At 40.8% G+C, this 19,743-nt stretch carries 18 protein-coding genes and 1 riboswitch; of the genes, 4 read left to right on the forward strand and 14 right to left on the reverse strand.

Annotation, left to right across the window (positions count from 1 at the left end):
• Positions 1 to 72: 72 nt before the first annotated feature.
• Genes KIH23_RS08215 through KIH23_RS08225 form a run of 3 tightly spaced genes read right to left on the reverse strand, consistent with a single transcriptional unit; the run spans position 73 to position 2,327 of the window.
• Entirely contained in the window at positions 73 to 354 is a 282-nt protein-coding gene (locus KIH23_RS08215) for a TIGR03643 family protein (RefSeq protein WP_213212939.1), read from the reverse strand.
• Entirely contained in the window at positions 351 to 1,661 is a 1,311-nt protein-coding gene (locus KIH23_RS08220; protein ID WP_213212941.1) for an ABC1 kinase family protein, read from the reverse strand. The genes KIH23_RS08215 and KIH23_RS08220 overlap by 4 nt, the downstream gene beginning before the upstream one ends.
• Positions 1,662 to 1,664: 3 nt before the next feature.
• A complete protein-coding gene (locus KIH23_RS08225) occupies positions 1,665 to 2,327 on the reverse strand; it encodes a TetR/AcrR family transcriptional regulator (protein ID WP_213212943.1) in 663 nt (220 codons plus the stop codon).
• 117 nt (positions 2,328 to 2,444) lie between these two features.
• Here KIH23_RS08225 and gldA point away from each other — a divergent pair, with 117 nt between their 5' ends.
• Positions 2,445 to 3,344 (forward strand): gliding motility-associated ABC transporter ATP-binding subunit GldA, encoded by a 900-nt coding sequence (gldA, locus tag KIH23_RS08230; protein ID WP_213212945.1) that lies wholly within the window; start codon positions 2,445 to 2,447, stop codon positions 3,342 to 3,344.
• Between the two features lie 108 nt (positions 3,345 to 3,452).
• Here gldA and KIH23_RS08235 read toward each other — a convergent pair whose 3' ends face one another.
• From KIH23_RS08235 to KIH23_RS08260, 7 genes are all read right to left on the reverse strand, one after another.
• Positions 3,453 to 4,199: a head GIN domain-containing protein gene (locus KIH23_RS08235; RefSeq protein ID WP_213212947.1), complete on the reverse strand. Its 747-nt coding sequence runs from the start codon at positions 4,197 to 4,199 to the stop codon at positions 3,453 to 3,455.
• A gap of 3 nt (positions 4,200 to 4,202) precedes the next feature.
• Positions 4,203 to 5,294, reverse strand: coding sequence for an acyloxyacyl hydrolase (locus KIH23_RS08240; RefSeq protein WP_213212949.1), 1,092 nt, complete (start codon positions 5,292 to 5,294; stop codon positions 4,203 to 4,205).
• 34 nt (positions 5,295 to 5,328) lie between these two features.
• A complete protein-coding gene (metF, locus tag KIH23_RS08245; RefSeq protein ID WP_213212951.1) occupies positions 5,329 to 6,285 on the reverse strand; it encodes a methylenetetrahydrofolate reductase [NAD(P)H] in 957 nt (318 codons plus the stop codon).
• A gap of 125 nt (positions 6,286 to 6,410) precedes the next feature.
• Positions 6,411 to 9,068, reverse strand: a complete 2,658-nt coding sequence (gene metH, locus KIH23_RS08250) for a methionine synthase (protein ID WP_410505131.1) — start codon at positions 9,066 to 9,068, stop codon at positions 6,411 to 6,413.
• 81 nt (positions 9,069 to 9,149) lie between these two features.
• A complete protein-coding gene (locus KIH23_RS13740) occupies positions 9,150 to 10,130 on the reverse strand; it encodes a homocysteine S-methyltransferase family protein (protein WP_249684864.1) in 981 nt (326 codons plus the stop codon).
• Positions 10,131 to 10,178: 48 nt separating this feature from the next.
• A riboswitch (SAM riboswitch) is annotated at positions 10,179 to 10,286 on the reverse strand.
• 150 nt (positions 10,287 to 10,436) lie between these two features.
• On the reverse strand, positions 10,437 to 11,312 hold the full coding sequence (locus KIH23_RS08255) for a T9SS-dependent choice-of-anchor J family protein (protein WP_213212953.1): 876 nt from the start codon (positions 11,310 to 11,312) through the stop codon (positions 10,437 to 10,439).
• 95 nt (positions 11,313 to 11,407) lie between these two features.
• Positions 11,408 to 12,211 (reverse strand): T9SS-dependent choice-of-anchor J family protein, encoded by an 804-nt coding sequence (locus KIH23_RS08260; protein ID WP_213212955.1) that lies wholly within the window; start codon positions 12,209 to 12,211, stop codon positions 11,408 to 11,410.
• A 220-nt stretch (positions 12,212 to 12,431) separates the two neighbouring features.
• On the opposite strand from KIH23_RS08260, the gene metK reads away from it, so the two are divergent.
• Complete coding sequence (gene metK, locus KIH23_RS08265) at positions 12,432 to 13,682, forward strand: methionine adenosyltransferase (RefSeq protein WP_213212957.1); 1,251 nt, start codon at positions 12,432 to 12,434, stop codon at positions 13,680 to 13,682.
• Positions 13,683 to 13,747: 65 nt separating this feature from the next.
• Here the strand turns inward: metK and KIH23_RS08270 are convergent, their stop codons facing one another.
• Positions 13,748 to 14,335 (reverse strand): GLPGLI family protein, encoded by a 588-nt coding sequence (locus tag KIH23_RS08270; protein WP_213212959.1) that lies wholly within the window; start codon positions 14,333 to 14,335, stop codon positions 13,748 to 13,750.
• Positions 14,336 to 14,442: 107 nt separating this feature from the next.
• Between KIH23_RS08270 and KIH23_RS08275 the strand changes: the two genes are divergently transcribed.
• Complete coding sequence (locus KIH23_RS08275; protein WP_213212961.1) at positions 14,443 to 15,234, forward strand: hypothetical protein; 792 nt, start codon at positions 14,443 to 14,445, stop codon at positions 15,232 to 15,234.
• A complete protein-coding gene (locus KIH23_RS08280) occupies positions 15,234 to 15,848 on the forward strand; it encodes a deoxynucleoside kinase (RefSeq protein WP_213212963.1) in 615 nt (204 codons plus the stop codon). The genes KIH23_RS08275 and KIH23_RS08280 overlap by 1 nt, the downstream gene beginning before the upstream one ends.
• Here the strand turns inward: KIH23_RS08280 and KIH23_RS08285 are convergent.
• The 3 genes from KIH23_RS08285 to KIH23_RS08295 form a co-directional block, all read right to left on the reverse strand.
• Positions 15,845 to 16,333: a DinB family protein gene (locus KIH23_RS08285; protein WP_213212965.1), complete on the reverse strand. Its 489-nt coding sequence runs from the start codon at positions 16,331 to 16,333 to the stop codon at positions 15,845 to 15,847. The two genes, KIH23_RS08280 and KIH23_RS08285, sit on opposite strands and share 4 nt — an antisense overlap.
• Before the next feature lie 155 nt (positions 16,334 to 16,488).
• Entirely contained in the window at positions 16,489 to 19,044 is a 2,556-nt protein-coding gene (locus tag KIH23_RS08290) for a sodium-translocating pyrophosphatase (protein WP_213212968.1), read from the reverse strand.
• Between the two features lie 90 nt (positions 19,045 to 19,134).
• Positions 19,135 to 19,743, reverse strand: coding sequence for a DNA-3-methyladenine glycosylase family protein (locus KIH23_RS08295; RefSeq protein ID WP_213212970.1), 609 nt, complete (start codon positions 19,741 to 19,743; stop codon positions 19,135 to 19,137).

Here is a 19,743-nt window from a genome sequence, read left to right on the forward strand (position 1 = left end):
AGAATCATAAAAATAATTTAGTGATGGCTAAAATAGGAATTTTTGTTATTGATTCGTCAAAATTGAAAAAAATTAACGCCGGCGTTTGCTGATTTTGTTTCCGGTGATGTTGCGCTGTAAATCGCATTTGAATTTTCCGCTGATAAAAGTTCGCTTTTGCCTATGCTTGGAAGCCCGACCTTGCACTCTGGCGCGCCACATTCTAAAACTCGAAGGCTTCATTTCGCGTCGCATGAGCTCAATAACTTCGGCTTCTGAAAGTTGAAACTGAAACGCAATAGCTTCAAACGGCGTTCGGTCTTCCCAAGCCATTTCGATGATGCGATCTATTTGTATTTCGGTGAATGATTTCATGTTTTGAGGTATTTTTGAAAATCATTGATGCGAACCTTTGCGCCAATGTCAAACATCAAACTATAAAGCCCAAAAAAGGTTCGGTTGACATAAATAAAATGTTTGGATCCGCGATTGCCATTCATTTTTCGGAGGTTTTTGTCTTGGGTAAATTTTTCGCTTAAATCAGCAATTCTCTGCTGAAAAGTGGCATCTGAAAAATCAAATTCTTCTTGCTGAATCGGCTGGGTAAAAAGCGCGAGCAACTCACCAAAAAAGGCCGTAAAGAAAGCTTCCTCAGCAGGCGAATCGGTTGTTTTGAGAATTTCAAGTTCGTATAACTTTTCTTTAAAGAGCACCGGATTATTTAAAACTTTGGGCTCAGACATTTCAAAATAGGGCTTGTAAAACGAATCGGGAATTTGCTTCATACAACCAAAATCAATGGCAATCAACTGAGCATGGGCATCGACCAAAAAGTTGCCCGGATGCGGATCAGCGTGAAATTTGCGCAGCGCATGAATCTGATACATATAAAAATTCCAGAGTGTTTGCCCTACTTGATGGCGCTTTTGCACATTGGTTTCAGACTGACAGAACTCTGAAAGATGTTGTCCGCGCATCCAATCCATGGTGATGATTTTATCAGACGAATACTCCGGATAATACTGCGGAAACTTTAGACCTTCTATCTGACTACAAGCCAAACGAACGGCTTCGCTTTGTTGTAATTCAAGATGATAATCAGTTTCTTCGGTGAGTTTGTCTTCAACTTCCTGAAAATATTCATCCGAAGTTCCTTGCAAATTGAACATGCGCACCGCGACGGGTTTGACGAGCGCAATATCGGTTCGGATGCTGTCGCGAACGCCCGGATACTGAATTTTTACCGCGAGTTGCTTGCCATCTTTTTCGGCTTTGTGTACCTGACCAATACTGGCCGCATTGACTGAATCGGGCGTAAAAGCATCAAAAATTTCTTCGGGATATTGCTTGAAACTGTTTTTAAAAGTTTTGCGCACCAGCGGAGCCGACAACGGTGGAACCGAAAATTGCGACAGCGAAAATTTCTCGACATAACTCTGAGGCAGTAAGTTTTTTTCCATGCTGAGCATTTGCGCCACTTTGAGCGCGCTGCCCTTGAGTTCTTTGAGCCCGTCGTAAATATCGGTGGCGTTTTCTTCGTGTAATTTATCTTTGGTTAAAGCGGGATTGATGGCTTTTTCGCTGTAGTATTTGAGGTAATTGCCGCCTACTTTAACGCCGGTCGTGACAAGCTTGGCCACACGTTCAATTTTGCGCGTTGGGATGGAATCGATTTTTTTCATGATTTATTGCTGCGTCATTTTTTCTTTCCACAGAAATTTACCCAAATCAACCACGCTTTTCATAGGTGAATGATACACCAAATCAAAGGCGGCTTGCACTGATTTTTCAATGAAAACATCTGTCTTTTCAAAGCCGGCTGAAGTGTCATCAGTCCAATATTTTAAAATGGATAAAAACTGAATCCACGCGCCTTCATGCACCAATTTGGTTTGCACATCGTTCAGACGCTTGCTTTCTGTAGCCATGGGCGCTTGAAGAATTTGCTGCACAAACTTTAGAAAATCAGCGCGCAATAGTTTTAATTTTTCAAGCGAATGCAACGGGTTTTTATCTTCGGTGAGTAAATACAAAACCATGCTGCGGTTGGCGGTGGTCATTTCAATAAAGGTAAAGTAAAACGATGAGAGTTTTTGCGCAGCATCATACTGAGCATAATCGGCAGATTTGTGTATCAAATCAAAAGTATGATGAAAAAGCTCGGATAAATAAGCCGATTCTAAAGCCGAAAACGAGGCGTAATATTGGTAAAAATCGGCTTCAGAAAAACCGGAAGCTTGCATCAAACTATATACTGATGTTGGTTTTGAACCGTGCTCAAGAACATATTGACTGTATAAATCAACAATTTGCTCAGCACTAACGGATTGTTTTTTCTTGGCTGCCATGATTAAAATTTTGTTTAACAAATTTATAAAAATATTAAACAAATAATACAGGTTTAACTTTTTATATTTCGCTGCGCCTGCACATATTTTTTTACTTTTGTGCCAAATGTTTTGTGTATGTCTATTGAAGTTCAGTTGGTGAGTAAAAGTTACGGAAGTCAAAAGGCTTTAGACGAAGTAACTTTCTCGGTTCAAAAAGGTGAAATTGTTGGTTTTTTGGGCCCGAATGGTGCCGGAAAATCTACGCTCATGAAAATCCTGACCACGTATTTGAGCGCCGACACCGGAAGCGCAAGTGTCAACGGCTATGATGTGAACACACAAACCAAAGACGTACAAAAATCAATTGGCTATTTACCGGAACACAACCCTTTGTATACCGATTTGTATGTGCGCGAATATTTGGCTTTTAATGCCGATGTGTATGGCGTGGCCAAAAGCCGCATTGATGAAGTGATTCAACTTACCGGACTGAGCCAAGAAAGCCACAAAAAAATAGGACAACTTTCAAAAGGTTATCGCCAGCGCGTGGGGCTTGCCAATGCTCTTTTGCACGATCCGGAAGTTTTGATTCTTGATGAACCCACTACCGGACTTGACCCAAACCAATTGGTTGAAATTCGTGAGGTAATTAAAAACGTGGGTAAAAACAAAACCGTTTTCTTGTCAACGCACATCATGCAAGAAGTAGAGGCAATTTGCGACCGCGTGATTATTATTGACCAAGGCAAGATTGTCACTGATAAAAAACTGGAAGCTGCCGTTAAAACACTAGAAGAACAAATCATTGAAGTTGAATTTGACCAAGCTATTTCAGCAGAAATTTTGAATGCATTGGCCTATTTAACGGCCAGCCAAAACCTACAAGGTAACCTTTGGGAATTACATTTTAATGCTGATGTTGATTGTCGTCCTGCGGTGTTTGATTTGGCGCAAAACAACGGCCTGAAAACACTACAGCTCAATTTGAAGAGCAAAAATCTCGAAACACTTTTTAGAGAAGTGACCAAGAAATAAAATTCAGATGATTTGTCTAGGCCCACGGCTTTGCAGCCCGGATGGCAGCGGCTATCCTCACGCGACAGCGGGAGATAATAGCGAACAGCCGGAATTGCTGCCCCAAAATTATTTGTAGATAAAATCGCCGCGGTAATATTCGTGCACATCGGCCACTGGCGGACGCGAATAACAAAGCACATCGCCCACATTGTAAATACCACCATGAATTTCGTCCACAGGATGTACATGCATATCATTGCTGCCGCGGTGGTATAATTGAACCACATTGGCTAATAAATTTTCGGCGTGTAAAACGCCTCCGTTTTCGTAAAAATTCGACTCGAGTTTATGGGTATGTCCGCTCAGATAAAATCGGCCCACATCATTGTTTTCAACAAAAACTGATTCGTTGTTGAGCGCTAAAATAACATCACCGGTTCCGGTTCCTGAAAATCCGTCGTAGGCATCCATTAATGTTAGGTGCAAATTGGGGTAAGTCAGCACGCCGTTAGAACGGATTTCTTGTTCTGTCTTTGAATATATATCGGTAATATTGGGCGCCGTGATGTATACAACTGTCTGTCCAAACTCGCGCGTCCAATTGCATTCGGTGTTGTCTGAAAGTTTGAGCAAATTGCCTGATTGTGTAACCTCGATATCGTTGATTAGGTTTTCACCGGTGCGCACCTCAACACGGTATTCATCGCCTTGGGTAATGACTACACCGATGCGTTTGCTGACAACGATTTTGGTAAACGACAAGCCTTCATATACTTTGGAAGTGAGCGCACCACTGGGTTTGATGCAGTCATAAGGTTTTTCGCAACCTGCAAATAAACTGATGATCAAAAGTAAAATGACTGTTTTTTTCATACGTTATAATCTTACACCAACGCCATATTCAATGGCCTCAGCCAAAAATCCGTGGGTTTTTACGGCCACTCCGGTAAAGAGTTTGGGCGTCCAGTAATACTTAAACCCGAGTCGATCATAGTAGGGTTTGTCTAACTTAAATGGGCGATAAAAATAAAAGCCTACTTGCGTTTCTATTGATAATTTATGGATAAACAATTCATGTCCGACAAATAAACCCGCACGACGGTAATCGGTATCTGCATCAACATGTTCATACGCATAAGCAATAGAGCGATATTTGATATATTCTTTGATAGAATGCGTTGCAAAAAAGTCAAGCCCAAATTGCAGCGCACTTTTGCGATTGAAGCGTTTGTCGGCATAAATACCCACGTGATAAAACGGTTTTTGTCCGCTGCCGATGACTTGGCTTTCGTTGAAACCGTATCTGAAAACGGCATTGAATTTTATCGGTTCTGAAAATTGCTTCATCGGAACCACGCTGTCGCGACGAGCCGAAGCCTTAGAGTCAAAATCGTAGTTCAATCCTAAATTTAAACCATAAGTATTGATGCCGCTGTTGGGCGATTGGGTTCGACCGTTGGAATAATGGGTAAAAAACAAACCTACTTCAAAGCCCAAACCACCAATGATTCTGTTTTTTTTATAACCGAGCATAAAGTTGGTATTGCCCATATATTTTGAGCCAAAAGCGCGGTTTTTGCTGTTGGTATATTTGTCGTACGGATGCGTAGTCATGGCAATACCCTGACCGACCAAAAGCGTTAAATGCCTATTGAGAAAATAAAATTTGTAGTTGGCTCCGAGTGCGTAATTTTTGCCTAAGATTTCATTTTTAAAATCTTGATACAAAAAATAAAAGCCATAATCCGGAAAATTATAAGCCGTCTGCCATTCTTCACTGCCATGCGTTTGATGTGCATAATTAACCATTACGCCTTCAGGATGCCCAGTGATTAATTGATACAACTCAGGAGAATGCGGCAGAATATTTCCGCGCAAAAAATGCACTTCTACGGTTTGTGAATCGTTGCTTTTTTGGGCCGAAACCAGAAAACCCAACAGCAAAAAAGGCAAAAGATTAATCCGCATTTTTATTCTTAAAGCGGCAAATATATCCAATATTTTAAAACACCTCTTTGGCAATCGCCTTAATGTTATCTGCTTTACCCATAGAATAATAATGCAACACCGGAACTCCTGCTGTCAGCAATTCTTTACTCTGCGCAATACACCATTCAATTCCGATTTGTTTGACGGCTTCATTGTCTTTGGCGCGCACCACTTCCATAATCAAGGTATCGGGCAATTCTATACTAAAACGATGCGGAATCAAGTTCAACTGCTTTTTGGTGGCGATTGGTTTGAGCCCCGGAATAATAGGCACTTCAATTCCGGCCTTGCGGCATTTATCGACAAAATCAAAAAACTTCTGGTTGTCATAAAACATCTGCGTAATGATGTAATCAGCACCGTTTTTAATCTTTTGTTTCAAAAAGTGAATGTCTGAATCTAAACTCGGGGCTTCCATATGTTTCTCCGGATAACCTGCCACACCAATGCAAAAATTGGTTTTGGCTGTATTTTTCAAATCCTCATCCAAATAAATCCCTTGGTTCAAATTGCTGATTTGCTCTACCAATTCCGAGGCGTAATTGTTCCCGTCTTTCTCGGGTTTGAAATAAGTTTCGGTTTTGAGTGCATCGCCGCGCAAGGCTACTACATTGTCAATGCCCAAAAAGTCTAAATCAATCAGCAAGTTCTCGGTGTCTTCTTTGGTAAAACCACCACACAACACATGCGGAATCGCATCAACGTTGTACTTGCCTTGAATCGCAGCGCAAATCCCCACCGTTCCCGGGCGCTTCTTAACGATTTTCTTTTGCAACAAACCGTTGTCTAATTCCTTAAACTCATATTCCTCGCGGTGATATGTCACATCAATAAACGGCGGTTTGAATTCCATCAGCGGATCAATTCCGTCAAAAATAGACTGAATATTTTGGCCTTTGAGCGGCGGTAAAATCTCAAACGAAAACAGCGGTTTTCCTTGTGCTTGTTCAATATGTTGGGTAACTTTCATAATCTGTTTTTTATTTTTTTGGGCGAGCCGGCGGTGGCAAGCTCCGTTTTTTTTATTCGTGTTATAGTCCGCCGTCAGGCTTTCGGCTGCACGCGGTGCTTGCCTATATCCTTCTCGCAGCCTCACTAATCCGCTATATTCGGCGCCAACCATTTGTGCGCAACTTCAACCGTAACACCGCGACGCGCAGCATAATCTTCAACTTGGTCTTCTTTGATTTTTCCCAAACCAAAATATTTACTCTCCGGATGCGCCAAATAATATCCCGAAACCGAAGCCGCCGGCCACATCGCCATACTTTCGGTCAAGGTTACGCCAATGCGTTCTTCAACTTGTAAAAGCTTCCAAATGGTGGGTTTCTCTAAATGGTCAGGACAAGCCGGATAGCCCGGTGCCGGTCGAATTCCTTTGTATTCTTCGGCAATCAAAGCATTGTTGTCTAATTGTTCATCGCTGGCATAACCCCAGATTTCTTTGCGTACTTTTAAATGCAAATATTCTGCAAAGGCTTCGGCCAAACGGTCGGCCAAGGCTTTGGTCATAATTGCATGATAATCGTCTAAGGCTTTTTCAAATTCGGCGGCTTTTTCATCGACGCCAAATCCGGTCGTCACACAAAAACAGCCGATGTAATCTTGAATTCCTGATGCTTGCGGCGCAATAAAATCAGCCAATGCAATATTAGGCGCGCCTGCGGTTTTTTTTGATTGCTGACGCAGGGTTAAAAATGTCACCGCTTGACCGTTGTACTCTAGTTGAATATCATCATCGTTTACCGTATTTGCCGGAAAAATACCGACCAAGCCTTTGGCCGTGAACCCATTTTCAGCAACGATTTGCTGCAACATTTTTTGGGCATCGTCAAACAAATGTTTTGCTTGTTCACCCACAACTTCATCTTGGAGAATTGCCGGATATTTCCCGAACAACTGCCACGAATGAAAAAACGGCGTCCAATCAATAAACGGCACCAAATCGGCCAAGGCAACATTGACTTCTTGTACACCCGTAAAATGAGGTTTGGCCGGTTGATATGCTGTCCAATCTAATTGCAATTTGTTGGCACGAGCATCGGCAAGACGCAAGTATTCTTTTTCGCGACTGCGGTTCAAATAACCATCGCGCAATTGGTCATATTCTTGGCGAATTTGTACCGCATAGTTTTCTTTATTTTCAGGCTGCAACAAATTGCTGGCTACGGTTACCGCACGTGAAGCATCGTTTACGTGGACAACACTTCCAGTATATTCAGGCGCAATTTTAACGGCTGTATGTGCGCGCGAAGTGGTGGCACCACCAATCATAATCGGGATGGAAATGTTCAAGCGTTCCATTTCTTTGGCCAGGTATACCATTTCGTCCAAAGACGGCGTAATCAAACCGCTGAGTCCTATGATGTCTACTTGCTCATCTACCGCAGCTTGGATGATTTTTTCAGGCGGCACCATCACACCCAAATCAATGATTTCAAAGTTATTACATGCCAAAACCACAGATACAATATTTTTCCCGATGTCATGTACATCACCTTTTACGGTGGCCATCAAAACCTTGCCAGCACTCGAGGAATGACCATCTTTTGAAGCTTCAATAAACGGCAATAAATACGCAACGGCTTTTTTCATCACACGTGCCGATTTCACTACTTGTGGTAAGAACATTTTTCCGGAGCCAAACAAATCGCCTACCACATTCATTCCGCTCATGAGATGTTGCTCAATGACTTGAATGGGTTTGTCTACCAGCAAACGGGCTTCTTCAACATCGGCTTCAATAAATTCGTCCAAACCTTTGACCAAAGCATGGGTCAGTCGCTCTTGCAACGAATTATTTCGCCATTCTTGCACCGCTTTTTCACTGGTTTTGGTATCCGATTTTAAGTTTTCGGCATAAGACAATAAGCGTTCTGTGGCATCATCTCGACGGTCGAGCAATACATCTTCCACATAAGTAAGCAATTCTGGGTCGATTTCGTCATAAATTTCTAACATCTCCGGATTCACAATCCCCATCGTCATGCCGTGTTGAATGGCATAGTATAAAAAGGCCGAATGCATGGCTTCGCGTACTTTATCATTCCCACGAAACGAAAACGACACATTACTCACACCTCCCGACACATGGGCATAGGGCAAGTTTTCACGAATCCATTTTGTCGCCAAAAAGAAATCTACGGCATTGCGGCGGTGCTCTTCCATACCGGTAGCCACCGGAAAAATATTCGGGTCAAAAATGATGTCTTGCGCAGCAAAACCCACTTTTTGAACTAAGATATCATAACTGCGTTGGCAAATTTCAATTCTTCTCTCGTAAGTATCGGCCTGACCTAGTTCATCAAAGGCCATGACAATCACAGCCGCTCCATAGCGTTTAATCAATTTGGCATGATGTATAAAAATTTCTTCTCCTTCTTTTAAGGAAATAGAATTCACAACGCCTTTTCCTTGAATGACTTTGAGTCCGGCTTCGATGATTTCCCATTTAGAACTGTCAATCATCACCGGGACGCGGGCAATATCGGGCTCGGCGGCAATTAAATTGAGAAACTTGGTCATGGCTTCTGCCCCATCGAGCATACCTTCGTCCATATTCACGTCGATGATTTGCGCACCACCTTCAACTTGTGCGCGGGCAATCTCAACAGCGGCTTGGTAATTTCCTTCTTTGATGAGGCGCAAAAACTTACGCGAGCCGGTAACGTTGGTGCGTTCGCCTACGTTGATGAAATTAGATTCTGGAGTGACGATTAAAGGTTCGAGACCTGATAATTGTAAGTATTTCACTTTGTTTTTTTTTATTTTAAACCTACAAGGTTTTAAAAACCTTGCAGGAAATTTTAAAAACCTTGCAGGTTGATTTGAGGGCTATATTTTCCTTGGCTTAAATTCCGCAGCTACTTCGGCAATGGCACGAATATGCTCTGGCGTGGTGCCGCAACAACCGCCGATGATGTTCACTAAATTTTCTTTTAAATACTCCCGAATCAAACCTTGCATTTCTTCAGCTGTTTGGTCGTACTGTCCAAACGCATTGGGCAAGCCGGCATTCGGGTGCGCCGAAATATTGAGTTGGGTACGTTGCCCTAATCGTTTTAAATACGGCTTTAATTGGTCAGCACCTAACGCGCAATTGAAGCCCACACTCAAAAGGGGAATATGCGCAATGGAGATCAAAAAGGCTTCAACGGTTTGCCCGGACAACGTACGCCCTGAAGCATCGGTAATAGTTCCTGAAACCATCACCGGAATATCCGATTGGCGTTTTTCTTTAACTTCTTCAATAGCAAATAAAGCCGCTTTGGCATTGAGTGTGTCAAAGATGGTTTCAACCAGTAGCAAATCAGCTCCGCCATCCATCAAGGCTTCTACTTGTTGACGATAGGCGATTTTTAAATCGTCAAACGTTACCGCACGAAAGCCCGGATCATTCACATCCGGACTCATACTAGCCGTGCGGTTGGTTGGTCCGATAGAACCTGCTACAAAACGCGGTTTATCGGTAAACTCGTCAGCCACTTCACGGGCAATTTTGGCGGATTGATAATTGAGCTCATAGACTAAATCTTCCATGTGGTAATCAGCCATTCCGATGGTAGTTCCTGAGAATGTATTGGTTTCAACTATATCAGCTCCGGCTAGAAAGTAAGCGCGATGCACGGTTTTGACCGCTTCGGGCTGGGTGATGGAAAGTAAGTCGTTGTTTCCTTTTAAAGGATGTGGAAAATCTTTAAACCGCTGTCCGCGAAAATCGGCTTCCTCAAACCGATGGCGCTGCAACATGGTTCCCATGGCACCGTCGAGCACGAGGATTCGCTGTTTAAGAATTTCATTGATGTTGATGGACATACTGATAACGTGTAAATATGTGTTATCAGGAAAGAGAGGACTTCTCAAGAGTTATCTGTTCTTGTCAGGACAAGATAGAATGTAGCACCTTTCTCATGTGATGAGAGGTTGCTAAGCGTTCACAGGGTCTATTCCCTCCCGCTTTCGTGATAACGACACTATGTTAATGAACGCTGCAAAGTACGCGCATGCTTTTGTTTTTTGCAACTCTTTTTTAAAAAAAATTACGCCAACGTTGTAGTTAAGATTATGAATAAAAAAAAGCCTCCGAAAAATCAGAGGCTTCTTGAATGAGCAAAACTCAAATTATTTTTTGATGATTTTGGTAGTTCCGGTTCCTTCAATTGAGACAATCTTCAAGAAGTAAACACCGTTGTTTAAGTCTGAAATGTTCATTCGATCTAACATTTCGCTTGTTTGTTTTACAACACGACCATTCATATCAGTAACTTCAATTGAGTTTACTATTACATTATTGTTGTTGGCAATTTCTAAGATATCAGATGTTGGGTTGGGATAAGCCACAAAATTCTCTTGAAAAAAATCATCTGTGCTCAAAGTTCGATTGATGGTTAAAGCGTCAATTCCAACAGCATTTCCGTTGGTTCCGCCAGAGCCTCCGTTGGTTACATAATACCTAAAGGCAAGTTTGCAATCAGTCTCAGACGGTAAACCCGCAACAGTATATGTAAACTCGGTCCACGTGGTTGGATAAACTGACGGTTGAAGATTAGGATTAATTGACAAAACCAAATTAGTAAAACTGCCTAGATCAGCACTTCCGGTTGATGGTGTAATCGAACTGTTTCCTTGTGTACTTATACGAACTTCTAATCGATCAGGAATAGTACTAAAGTTTGCCCCAACTCTAGAATAAAATTTAATGACATCGCCATTTTTTAAACTAACCATAGGGGTAATAAGCCAGTTACTGATGGTTCCGGACATGCCCATAGCCACGCTATTAAAATTGACCGAGGTAAAAGAAGTTGAACCGCCATTAAATCCCCCATTAAACAAAGTATTCCCGCCTTGTGCCCAATTTGAAATACCTACCGGTTCACTTTGGTTGGTCTTGGTCCAAGTAGTGGGAAAAACATCAAAATTCTCGGTAAAAATAGTTTGCGCCTGAACACCGATGATCGCTATCATTACCATACTGAGTGATAAATATCTTTTCATGATTTTTGATTTACTAAACAAAAAAGTCACAATTCATCTTTATTAAAATAAAAAACCCGCTCATAAAAGCGGGCTTATATTTGTTTCTAAAAAAATTATTTTTTCACAATTTTAGTTGACAAGCTTCCTTCAGCTGTAGTAACTTTTAAGAAGTAAACACCTGCATTTAACTCAGAAATGTTCATTTGAGCAGCAGTAATTCCGTCAGCATTTTGCGTTTTAACAACTCTTCCGTTTAAGTCCGTAATTTCCAACCCATTGATATTGCTATTTGTTTTTGAAGCAATGTTCAAAACTGAACTAGCAGGGTTTGGATATACTGCGAAGTTTTTCGAGAAGAAATCGTTAGTTTTCAATCCGTTATCAACTACTTTTACGTTGTCAATATCAATGGTAAACTGGTCAGTAACACCGTAGTGTCTGAAACCAATATAAATTGTTCCGCTCAAACTACTTGGCAATGTGATTGATCTCGGCGTCATTACGTTAACCCCATCCAAAGTAGTTTCTGAGAAAATTGGACCTGCAGCCAACATAGCCGCAGATGTATTAGCATCAGCAACATAAACGCTATAGTTTTCTGCATCCCAAGACGCATCTCTTGAAACAATATCCCAGCTAAGTGTTAAATTACCACCAAAACCAACGTCGATACCTGGTGTAATGGCAAAATTATCTGGAGTCAGAGCACCAGTTGTAATCCAAGATGCTGAGCGCATTCCTTTATAGATTGGTGCCGCTGTCATGTTTACAGCAACCCAATTGAATCCATCACCGTCAGAATCAACAAGTGTCCAATCAGTGATTGCACCATCTTCAAAATCATCAAGAAAAAGTGTTGTTTGTGCATTTGCAGACAATCCAGCAAGGACTGCCAAAGAAAGTAATAGTTTTTTCATAATCTGTTTTTTACAAGTTTAGCCACAAAGCTAAGAAAAAAACATGTTCAAAAAATTTTTTTTTCATTTCAAGAATGGTTTGCTACATTTGCACCGAATTTTTGAGGAAAAATTTGTTCTGATTGCAACCTCGTAAAAAAATGCTAAAGCAGTTACTTCTTTAGCCTGATTTACCAGACCAACTTTCTGAAAAAAACATTTCAAATTTAAAGTTAGAATTATGGCTTATTTATTTACATCAGAGTCCGTTAGCGAAGGACATCCAGACAAAGTAGCTGATCAAATCAGCGATGCATTAATTGACAATTTCTTAGCTTTCGACCCTGAATCAAAAGTAGCTTGTGAAACTTTGGTGACTACCGGACAAGTAGTTTTAGCAGGTGAAGTTAAATCAACAACTTATTTAGATGTACAACAAATTGCGCGTGAAGTGATTCAACGCATTGGCTACACCAAAAGTGAGTATATGTTTGAAGCCAATTCTTGTGGTGTTCTTTCAGCTATTCACGAGCAATCTTCTGACATTAACCAAGGGGTTGACCGTGCCAGCAAAGAAGAACAAGGAGCCGGTGACCAAGGGATGATGTTTGGCTACGCTACCAATGAAACTGACAACTACATGCCGTTGGCGCTAGATTTATCTCATGCCTTGCTTATTGAATTAGCCAACTTGAGAAGAGAAAATAAAGAAATTACCTATTTGCGCCCTGATGCAAAATCGCAGGTAACTTTAGAATATTCTGATGATAACAAACCGCAACGCATTGATGCCATCGTGATTTCAACGCAGCATGACGATTTTGATACTGAGGCTGAAATGCTGGCCAAAATCAAAAAAGATATGATTGAGATTTTGATTCCGAGAGTCAAAGCCAAATATCCGCAATACGCAAGTTTGTTTAATGAAAACATCACTTATCACATCAACCCAACCGGAAAATTCGTAATTGGTGGGCCTCACGGCGACACCGGACTTACGGGCCGCAAAATCATCGTTGATACCTACGGCGGAAAAGGCGCGCACGGCGGTGGTGCTTTTTCAGGAAAAGACCCGAGTAAAGTAGACCGTTCTGCGGCTTATGCAACGCGTCATATTGCCAAAAACTTAGTTGCTGCTGGTTTATGCGACGAAGTTTTGGTTCAGGTTTCTTATGCCATTGGGGTTGCCAAACCAACTTCTATCAATGTAAACACCTACGGAACGGCTAAAGTCAACATGACCGACGGCGAGATCAGCAAAGTGGTTGAAGGTATTTTTGATATGCGCCCATATTTTATTGAGCAACGACTCAAATTGAGAAACCCAATCTACAGCGAAACCGCTGCCTACGGACACATGGGACGCAAACCTGAAACGGTGAGTAAAACTTTTAAATTACCTAATGGCGCACCAAAAACAATATCGGTAGAGTTGTTTACTTGGGAAAAACTAGATTATGTTGACCAAGTAAAAGCAGCTTTTAAACTGTAACATATACAAACTTCTATAAAAAAAAGCCCGTCTTAACGATGGGCTTTTTAATTTGTCGTCAAAAGTTATTTTTTCTTGGCTACTGACCATACTTCAAACTGCTTTTGCGTACATTTTATGCCCAATGTTGGTGCTTTAATAAAACCTTTCTCTTGAGGTAAAAGAGTAATTTTAGAACACGTAATTAGTTTTTTTCCGTCGCTGATTTCGAGAATCAATCCCGGCAATCCACTATACTGAGCCGGACCTTGAGCTGTTGGAATTTGCGTGGTATACCAAGCCACTAGCGTTTGCTTTGTCAATTCATTGATAAAAATAGCTTTATTACACGGATAGCCCATAATGGTTTTGCTTTCATTCTGAAGTTCCCAAGCAAATTTTTCAAGTGAATCGACAATCAGATAATCCTTATTCGTTGATTTTTTTTGATGAATAAACTCTTGATCTTGGATGTTTTTATAATAAATATCTGTTGAATTATCTTCTTGATAAACCGACGAAGTAACATCAAAAATCAAAGAGTAATTTTTGGAAACATTTGAACCGACCATCTCTTTTTCGGTATATAAAGCTGTAGCTTTAAAATCTTGAGCTTGTATCAAACATAAAGAAAAACAAGTGAAGATTAGTGAAAAGACAAAATTTTGAATCATGTATGTAGTTATTTCAACAGCAAATATGATAAAACGATGGCAAAGTTGCTAGAATAATTTGTAAAATGAACCATCAAAACCAAACGCATAAATATTACCTTAGCCAAATGAGAAAAGGATTGCTTGTTATTAGTTTGTTTTTGTCGATTATGGGTTTTGCACAAAAAATATCCGCCACAAAAATCGGCGATATTAAAACCATTTCAGCAGATGATATTTTCCTCGGTTATGACGCCCTCGGAGCATTTTACAAAATCAGCAGCCAAACTTTAATCAAACAAAACGATCAACAAGTTTGGCAGTACAAAAATCCGCAATTGGGTAAAATTGGGAGCGTAGATTTGAAGAATCCACTTAAAATTGTTGTTTTTTTTGAAGCTCAAAATACAACAGCAATACTCGATTCACAACTGAATGAAACCCAAAAAATCAATTTCAACGAAAAACTTCCCGAAATTTTACCCGCTGCTATTGGTTTGGCTTCTGGCAATAGGCTCTGGATATACAACAGTCTGACCCAAAGACTCGGCCTTTACGATTATAATCTAAACAAATGGCAACCTTTGAGCACAACCTTGAGGAGCGCTCCCAAGAATTACACTTCTGATTTTAATTACTTTTTTTGGGCAAATACTTCGGGCGAACTCAGCCGATGCGACGTATACGGAAAAATAGACCATCTGGGGCGACTACCTGAAAACGAGCAATTTGTCTGGGCAGGAACGCAATCAATCATCTTGCAATCAGGTAATGATTTGTACTGGTATGATTTTACCGACAATAAGCGTTTGTTCATCGAAATCGACAAAAAAAGCTTTAAAAATTTTACTTATAAAGACCAAATTTTATCTATTTTTACCAACCAAGGAATTACCAATTATAAAATCAATTTACCCTAATGCATATAGCAGTTGCAGGAAATATCGGAGCTGGAAAAACCACATTGACCAGATTATTAGCCAAGCATTTTAAATGGGAACCGCACTTTGAAGATGTGGTAGACAATCCGTACTTAGATGACTTTTACCACCAAATGGAACGTTGGTCATTTAATTTGCAAATATACTTCCTGAACAGTCGTTTTCGTCAGATTTTACAAATTCGCCAAAGCGGAAAAAAAATCATTCAAGACCGAACGATTTACGAAGATGCTCATATTTTTGCACCCAACTTGCATGCAATGGGCCTCATGACCAACCGCGATTTCGAAAACTATAAATCGTTGTTTGAACTCATGGAAACCATGGTTGAAGCGCCTGACATGATGATTTATTTACGCAGTTCGATTCCGAATTTAGTAGCACAAATCCACAAACGTGGACGCGATTATGAAAACTCCATTTCAATCGAATATTTAAGTCGTTTGAATGAGCGTTATGAAGCTTGGATTCAAACGTATACGCGCGGAAAACTCCTCATTATTGATGTGGATAATATTGATTTTGTAAACAACCCCGAAGATTTAGGGATGATTCTCAACCGCATTGACGCCGAACTTAACGGCTTGTTTTAGAGCACTTCGAGTTTCTTTTTGAATTTTTCAATTTGACGACGGTGGCGCAACACATGTACTACTGCGTGTTCCATCATTTGCTCTATATCATAAGACTGACCCCAAGATGTTTTGATTTTACGTGTTTGGTCAAATTCTTCTAATTCGTCGTCCTCAATATTTTCAAATGTTTGTTCTGTATATAGCAGCAAATTTTCTAAATCAGATAAATACTCTGCTATTGAGGTCCTATGCACTTTACCCGGGCGGTCATCACCTATTTTTTTGTTTTTGCGAATATATCCGGCGTAAGCATAACCAGAACTAACAACATGTGTAAGAATTGTTTGTATGGATTGACAGTTCTCGTCAGTAGTTGAAGCATCAACTACCGTAGTAAGATTGGCATAAGAAACATCTTTAATAGTTGTATTCATTGCCACAACAACGTTTCGATATTCAGTCAATAAAGCCTGAACAGCGCGCTGTTTTTTAGACGAGCTCATATAGTTTTAGTCAAGGTTAACGAGCCAAATATAGTAATTCTGTTTGGGATGCAACACGATTTAAACGTTAAATATCAACCAAATAGAACAACATATCAACAATAAAAAAAGCCTCCGAAATTCGAAGGCTTTAATATGTTTAAGAAGATAGATTCTTATTTCAAAGCGTCAACTTTAGCTTTTACTTCAGCTTCAGTTCCTTCAAAACTTTGTGTCGTTGAAGTTCCGTTTACCGAAGTGGTAACTATTGCTTTGGCTTTACCATTGTTGTTGGTGATTTCAACGCGTACTGTTTTTTGCTCAGCGCCCGCTTCAGTCATTCCTTTTTTGGCACAACATGAAGGTTTTTCATCAGCGATAAATTTTCCATCAGCACCATAGTGTGACATACAAACTGCTTTTTGTTCTGGAGAACAACCCAAAGAATCACACATTTTAGCGCACTCTTCTTTGGTCATGGTAGCACATTTGCTCATATCGCAGTTGCCGTTCATTTCGCCACTCATGCACTCTTTTTTCATTTCAACGGTACATTCCATTTTTTGCTTGCTACCGTGTCCTGAACCCAAGATTGGAGCGATTACCAAACCAACCAAACAAGTCAACTTGATCAAAATGTTCATCGATGGGCCAGAAGTATCTTTGAACGGATCACCAACCGTATCACCGGTTACAGCCGCTTTGTGCGCATCTGAACCTTTAAAAGTCATCTCACCGTTGATCATAACACCGGCCTCGAATGATTTCTTAGCGTTGTCCCATGCACCACCGGCATTGTTTTGGAAAATGGCCCAAAGTACACCTGAAACACATACTCCTGCCATATATCCACCTAAGGCTTCAGCACCCATCACCAATCCTAAAATAATAGGTGTGATAATAGTAATAGCACCTGGCAACATCATTTCGCGCAAAGCAGCTTTGGTTGAAATATCAACACATTTACCGTATTCAGGTTTTCCGGTTCCATCCATAATTCCCGGGATTTCACGGAATTGACGACGTACTTCATTCACCATATCCATCGCAGCTTTACCTACTGATTGCATCGCCAAGGCTGAGAAAATTACCGGAATCATACCTCCGATAAACAAAGCAGCTAATACATCCGCTTTAAAAATATTAATTCCATCAATACCTGTAAAAGTTACATAAGCAGCAAACAAAGCCAATGCTGTAAGTGCAGCAGAAGCAATGGCAAAACCTTTACCTACCGCAGCGGTAGTATTTCCTACTGAATCTAACACGTCGGTTCTTTGACGTACTTCTTTAGGCAATTCGCTCATTTCAGCAACACCACCCGCGTTGTCAGCAATCGGACCGAAAGCATCAATAGCCAACTGCATAGCGGTTGTAGCCATCATCGCAGAAGCAGCAATCGCAACTCCGTAGAAACCAGCCAAAGCATAAGCGCCCCAGATAGCAGCAGCAAAAAGAATTACTGAACCAAAAGTTGATTTCATACCGGTAGCTAAACCAGCAATGATGTTGGTAGCCGCTCCGGTTGAAGAGTTTTGTACAATGTTTAATACCGGTTTTTTACCCAAAGCGGTAAAATACTCAGTAATAGCAGAAATCAATAATCCAACTCCTAAGCCAACTAAAGTAGCATAGAAAACATTGATTTTAGCAACAGGTTTTACACCTTCGCCAAAAAAGTTCATATTGATGGTATCTGGCAACATTCTGTCAATCAAGAACCAACAAGCCGCTACAGTCAAAGCCAATGAAACATAGTTTCCTAAGTTCAAAGCGCCTTGCACCTGATCTTCTTTGGCATCGTTATCTTTAATTTTAACAAAGAAAGTTCCGATGATTGAAGCCAAGATTCCTACTCCGGCAATGGCCAATGGCAACAAAATCGGACCCATATTATTGAAAGCATCAGTGTATTGAGTTCCGGCTGCTTCAGACATATCTTTAATGATATAGTTACCCAACACCATTGAAGCCAAAACAGTTGCTACGTATGAACCGAACAAGTCAGCTCCCATACCAGCCACGTCACCTACATTATCACCAACGTTGTCGGCAATAGTTGCTGGGTTACGCGGATCATCTTCAGGAATACCCGCTTCTACTTTCCCAACTAAGTCAGCACCTACGTCAGCCGCTTTGGTATAGATACCTCCACCCACACGAGCGAACAATGCAATTGACTCAGCTCCTAATGAGAAACCGGCCAACGTTTCTAAAACCATAGACATGTTTTCGTAGAATGATTTTCCTTCTACATTCATGAATTGGCTCAAGAAAACTTGAAAAAATATACTCAAACCTAAAACAGCCAAACCGGCTACACCCAAGCCCATAACAGTTCCTCCAGAGAAAGAAACTTTCAAAGCCTGCGGCAAACTGGTTTTAGCAGCTTGGGTTGTTCTTACGTTTGATTTGGTAGCGATGCGCATACCGATGTTTCCGGCCAAAGCAGAAAAAATAGCTCCAAAAATGAAAGCTACCACAATCATCCAGTGTGATACGCCTGAGATTTGTGATACGGCAAAAAGGGCTACTGAGGCAATTACAACAAATACTCCTAAGATTCTGTACTCGGCTTTTAAGAACGCCATGGCTCCTTCTTGAATACTCTTAGCAATGCCTTGCATTTTGTCATCACCTGCGTCTTGTTTGTTGATCCACGCGGCTTTAATCCCCATGAACACAAGACCTAAAACTGCCATTGCGATTGGCAACATAATAAAGTTTTCCATTGTCTATATTTTGTTTATATCGGTCGCAAAAGTAACAAAACATTAACAAAAAACAACTATTTCAGAGCTGAATTATTGACACTAATTTGCTTAATAAGTATAGCTGATTTGTCTTCCGCGGCTGCGCAAGTAGTGATGCCAAAGCAAATAAGTAGCCATAGACCGATAAGGCTGCCATTCTTGAGCGCGCAGACACATTAGTTCTTTGGTATGTATGTCAAACAATTCCTTGAATGTATTGACCACAGCTATGTCTCCAAGCGGAATAATATCTGGTGCTTGCAAGGCAAACATCAAGTAAACATCAATCGTCCAATGGCCGATGCCTTTAATTTGAATCAGTGAATTACGCGCTTGGTCAGCGGTCATTTCTGCTAATAATTCAACCGAAAAAGTTTGATCGAGTATTTTTTGCGCTAATCCTTTTATATAGGAAGTTTTCTGACGACTAACACCTAAGGCTCTATATTGTTCATCGGTCAAAAGAATTAAATGCTTTGGCGAAATATCTTCAACACAATCTTGAATTTTCAAATAAGTTGCTTTGGCCGAATCAATCGAGACTTGCTGTTCGAGAATCAACAAAACCAAAGTAGCAAAACCTTGCGGCCTAGAAGGAATGACCGGCAATCCGTGCTGATCAATAATGCGTTGAAAAACAAGCTCTCTTTGAACTAAAAAATCAACAGCCTTTTGCAT

The organism is Flavobacterium sp. CYK-55, from assembly GCF_018413465.1.
Classification (GTDB): domain Bacteria; phylum Bacteroidota; class Bacteroidia; order Flavobacteriales; family Flavobacteriaceae; genus Flavobacterium.

Bases quoted from the DNA above. Each gene is read 5' to 3' on its own strand.
- KIH23_RS08275 (WP_213212961.1), top strand. From the start codon at position 14,443: ATGAGAAAAGGATTGCTTGTTATTAGTTTGTTTTTGTCGATTATGGGT.
- KIH23_RS13740 (WP_249684864.1), bottom strand. From the start codon at position 10,130: ATGTCCATCAACATCAATGAAATTCTTAAACAGCGAATCCTCGTGCTC.
- KIH23_RS08240 (WP_213212949.1), bottom strand. From the start codon at position 5,294: ATGCGGATTAATCTTTTGCCTTTTTTGCTGTTGGGTTTTCTGGTTTCG.
- KIH23_RS08255 (WP_213212953.1), bottom strand. From the start codon at position 11,312: ATGAAAAGATATTTATCACTCAGTATGGTAATGATAGCGATCATCGGT.
- KIH23_RS08270 (WP_213212959.1), bottom strand. From the start codon at position 14,335: ATGATTCAAAATTTTGTCTTTTCACTAATCTTCACTTGTTTTTCTTTA.
- KIH23_RS08290 (WP_213212968.1), bottom strand. From the start codon at position 19,044: ATGGAAAACTTTATTATGTTGCCAATCGCAATGGCAGTTTTAGGTCTT.
- KIH23_RS08225 (WP_213212943.1), bottom strand. From the start codon at position 2,327: ATGGCAGCCAAGAAAAAACAATCCGTTAGTGCTGAGCAAATTGTTGAT.
- KIH23_RS08260 (WP_213212955.1), bottom strand. From the start codon at position 12,211: ATGAAAAAACTATTACTTTCTTTGGCAGTCCTTGCTGGATTGTCTGCA.
- KIH23_RS08235 (WP_213212947.1), bottom strand. From the start codon at position 4,199: ATGAAAAAAACAGTCATTTTACTTTTGATCATCAGTTTATTTGCAGGT.
- metF (WP_213212951.1), bottom strand. From the start codon at position 6,285: ATGAAAGTTACCCAACATATTGAACAAGCACAAGGAAAACCGCTGTTT.
- gldA (WP_213212945.1), top strand. From the start codon at position 2,445: ATGTCTATTGAAGTTCAGTTGGTGAGTAAAAGTTACGGAAGTCAAAAG.
- KIH23_RS08295 (WP_213212970.1), bottom strand. From the start codon at position 19,743: ATGCAAAAGGCTGTTGATTTTTTAGTTCAAAGAGAGCTTGTTTTTCAA.
- KIH23_RS08280 (WP_213212963.1), top strand. From the start codon at position 15,234: ATGCATATAGCAGTTGCAGGAAATATCGGAGCTGGAAAAACCACATTG.
- metK (WP_213212957.1), top strand. From the start codon at position 12,432: ATGGCTTATTTATTTACATCAGAGTCCGTTAGCGAAGGACATCCAGAC.
- KIH23_RS08285 (WP_213212965.1), bottom strand. From the start codon at position 16,333: ATGAGCTCGTCTAAAAAACAGCGCGCTGTTCAGGCTTTATTGACTGAA.
- KIH23_RS08220 (WP_213212941.1), bottom strand. From the start codon at position 1,661: ATGAAAAAAATCGATTCCATCCCAACGCGCAAAATTGAACGTGTGGCC.
- KIH23_RS08215 (WP_213212939.1), bottom strand. From the start codon at position 354: ATGAAATCATTCACCGAAATACAAATAGATCGCATCATCGAAATGGCT.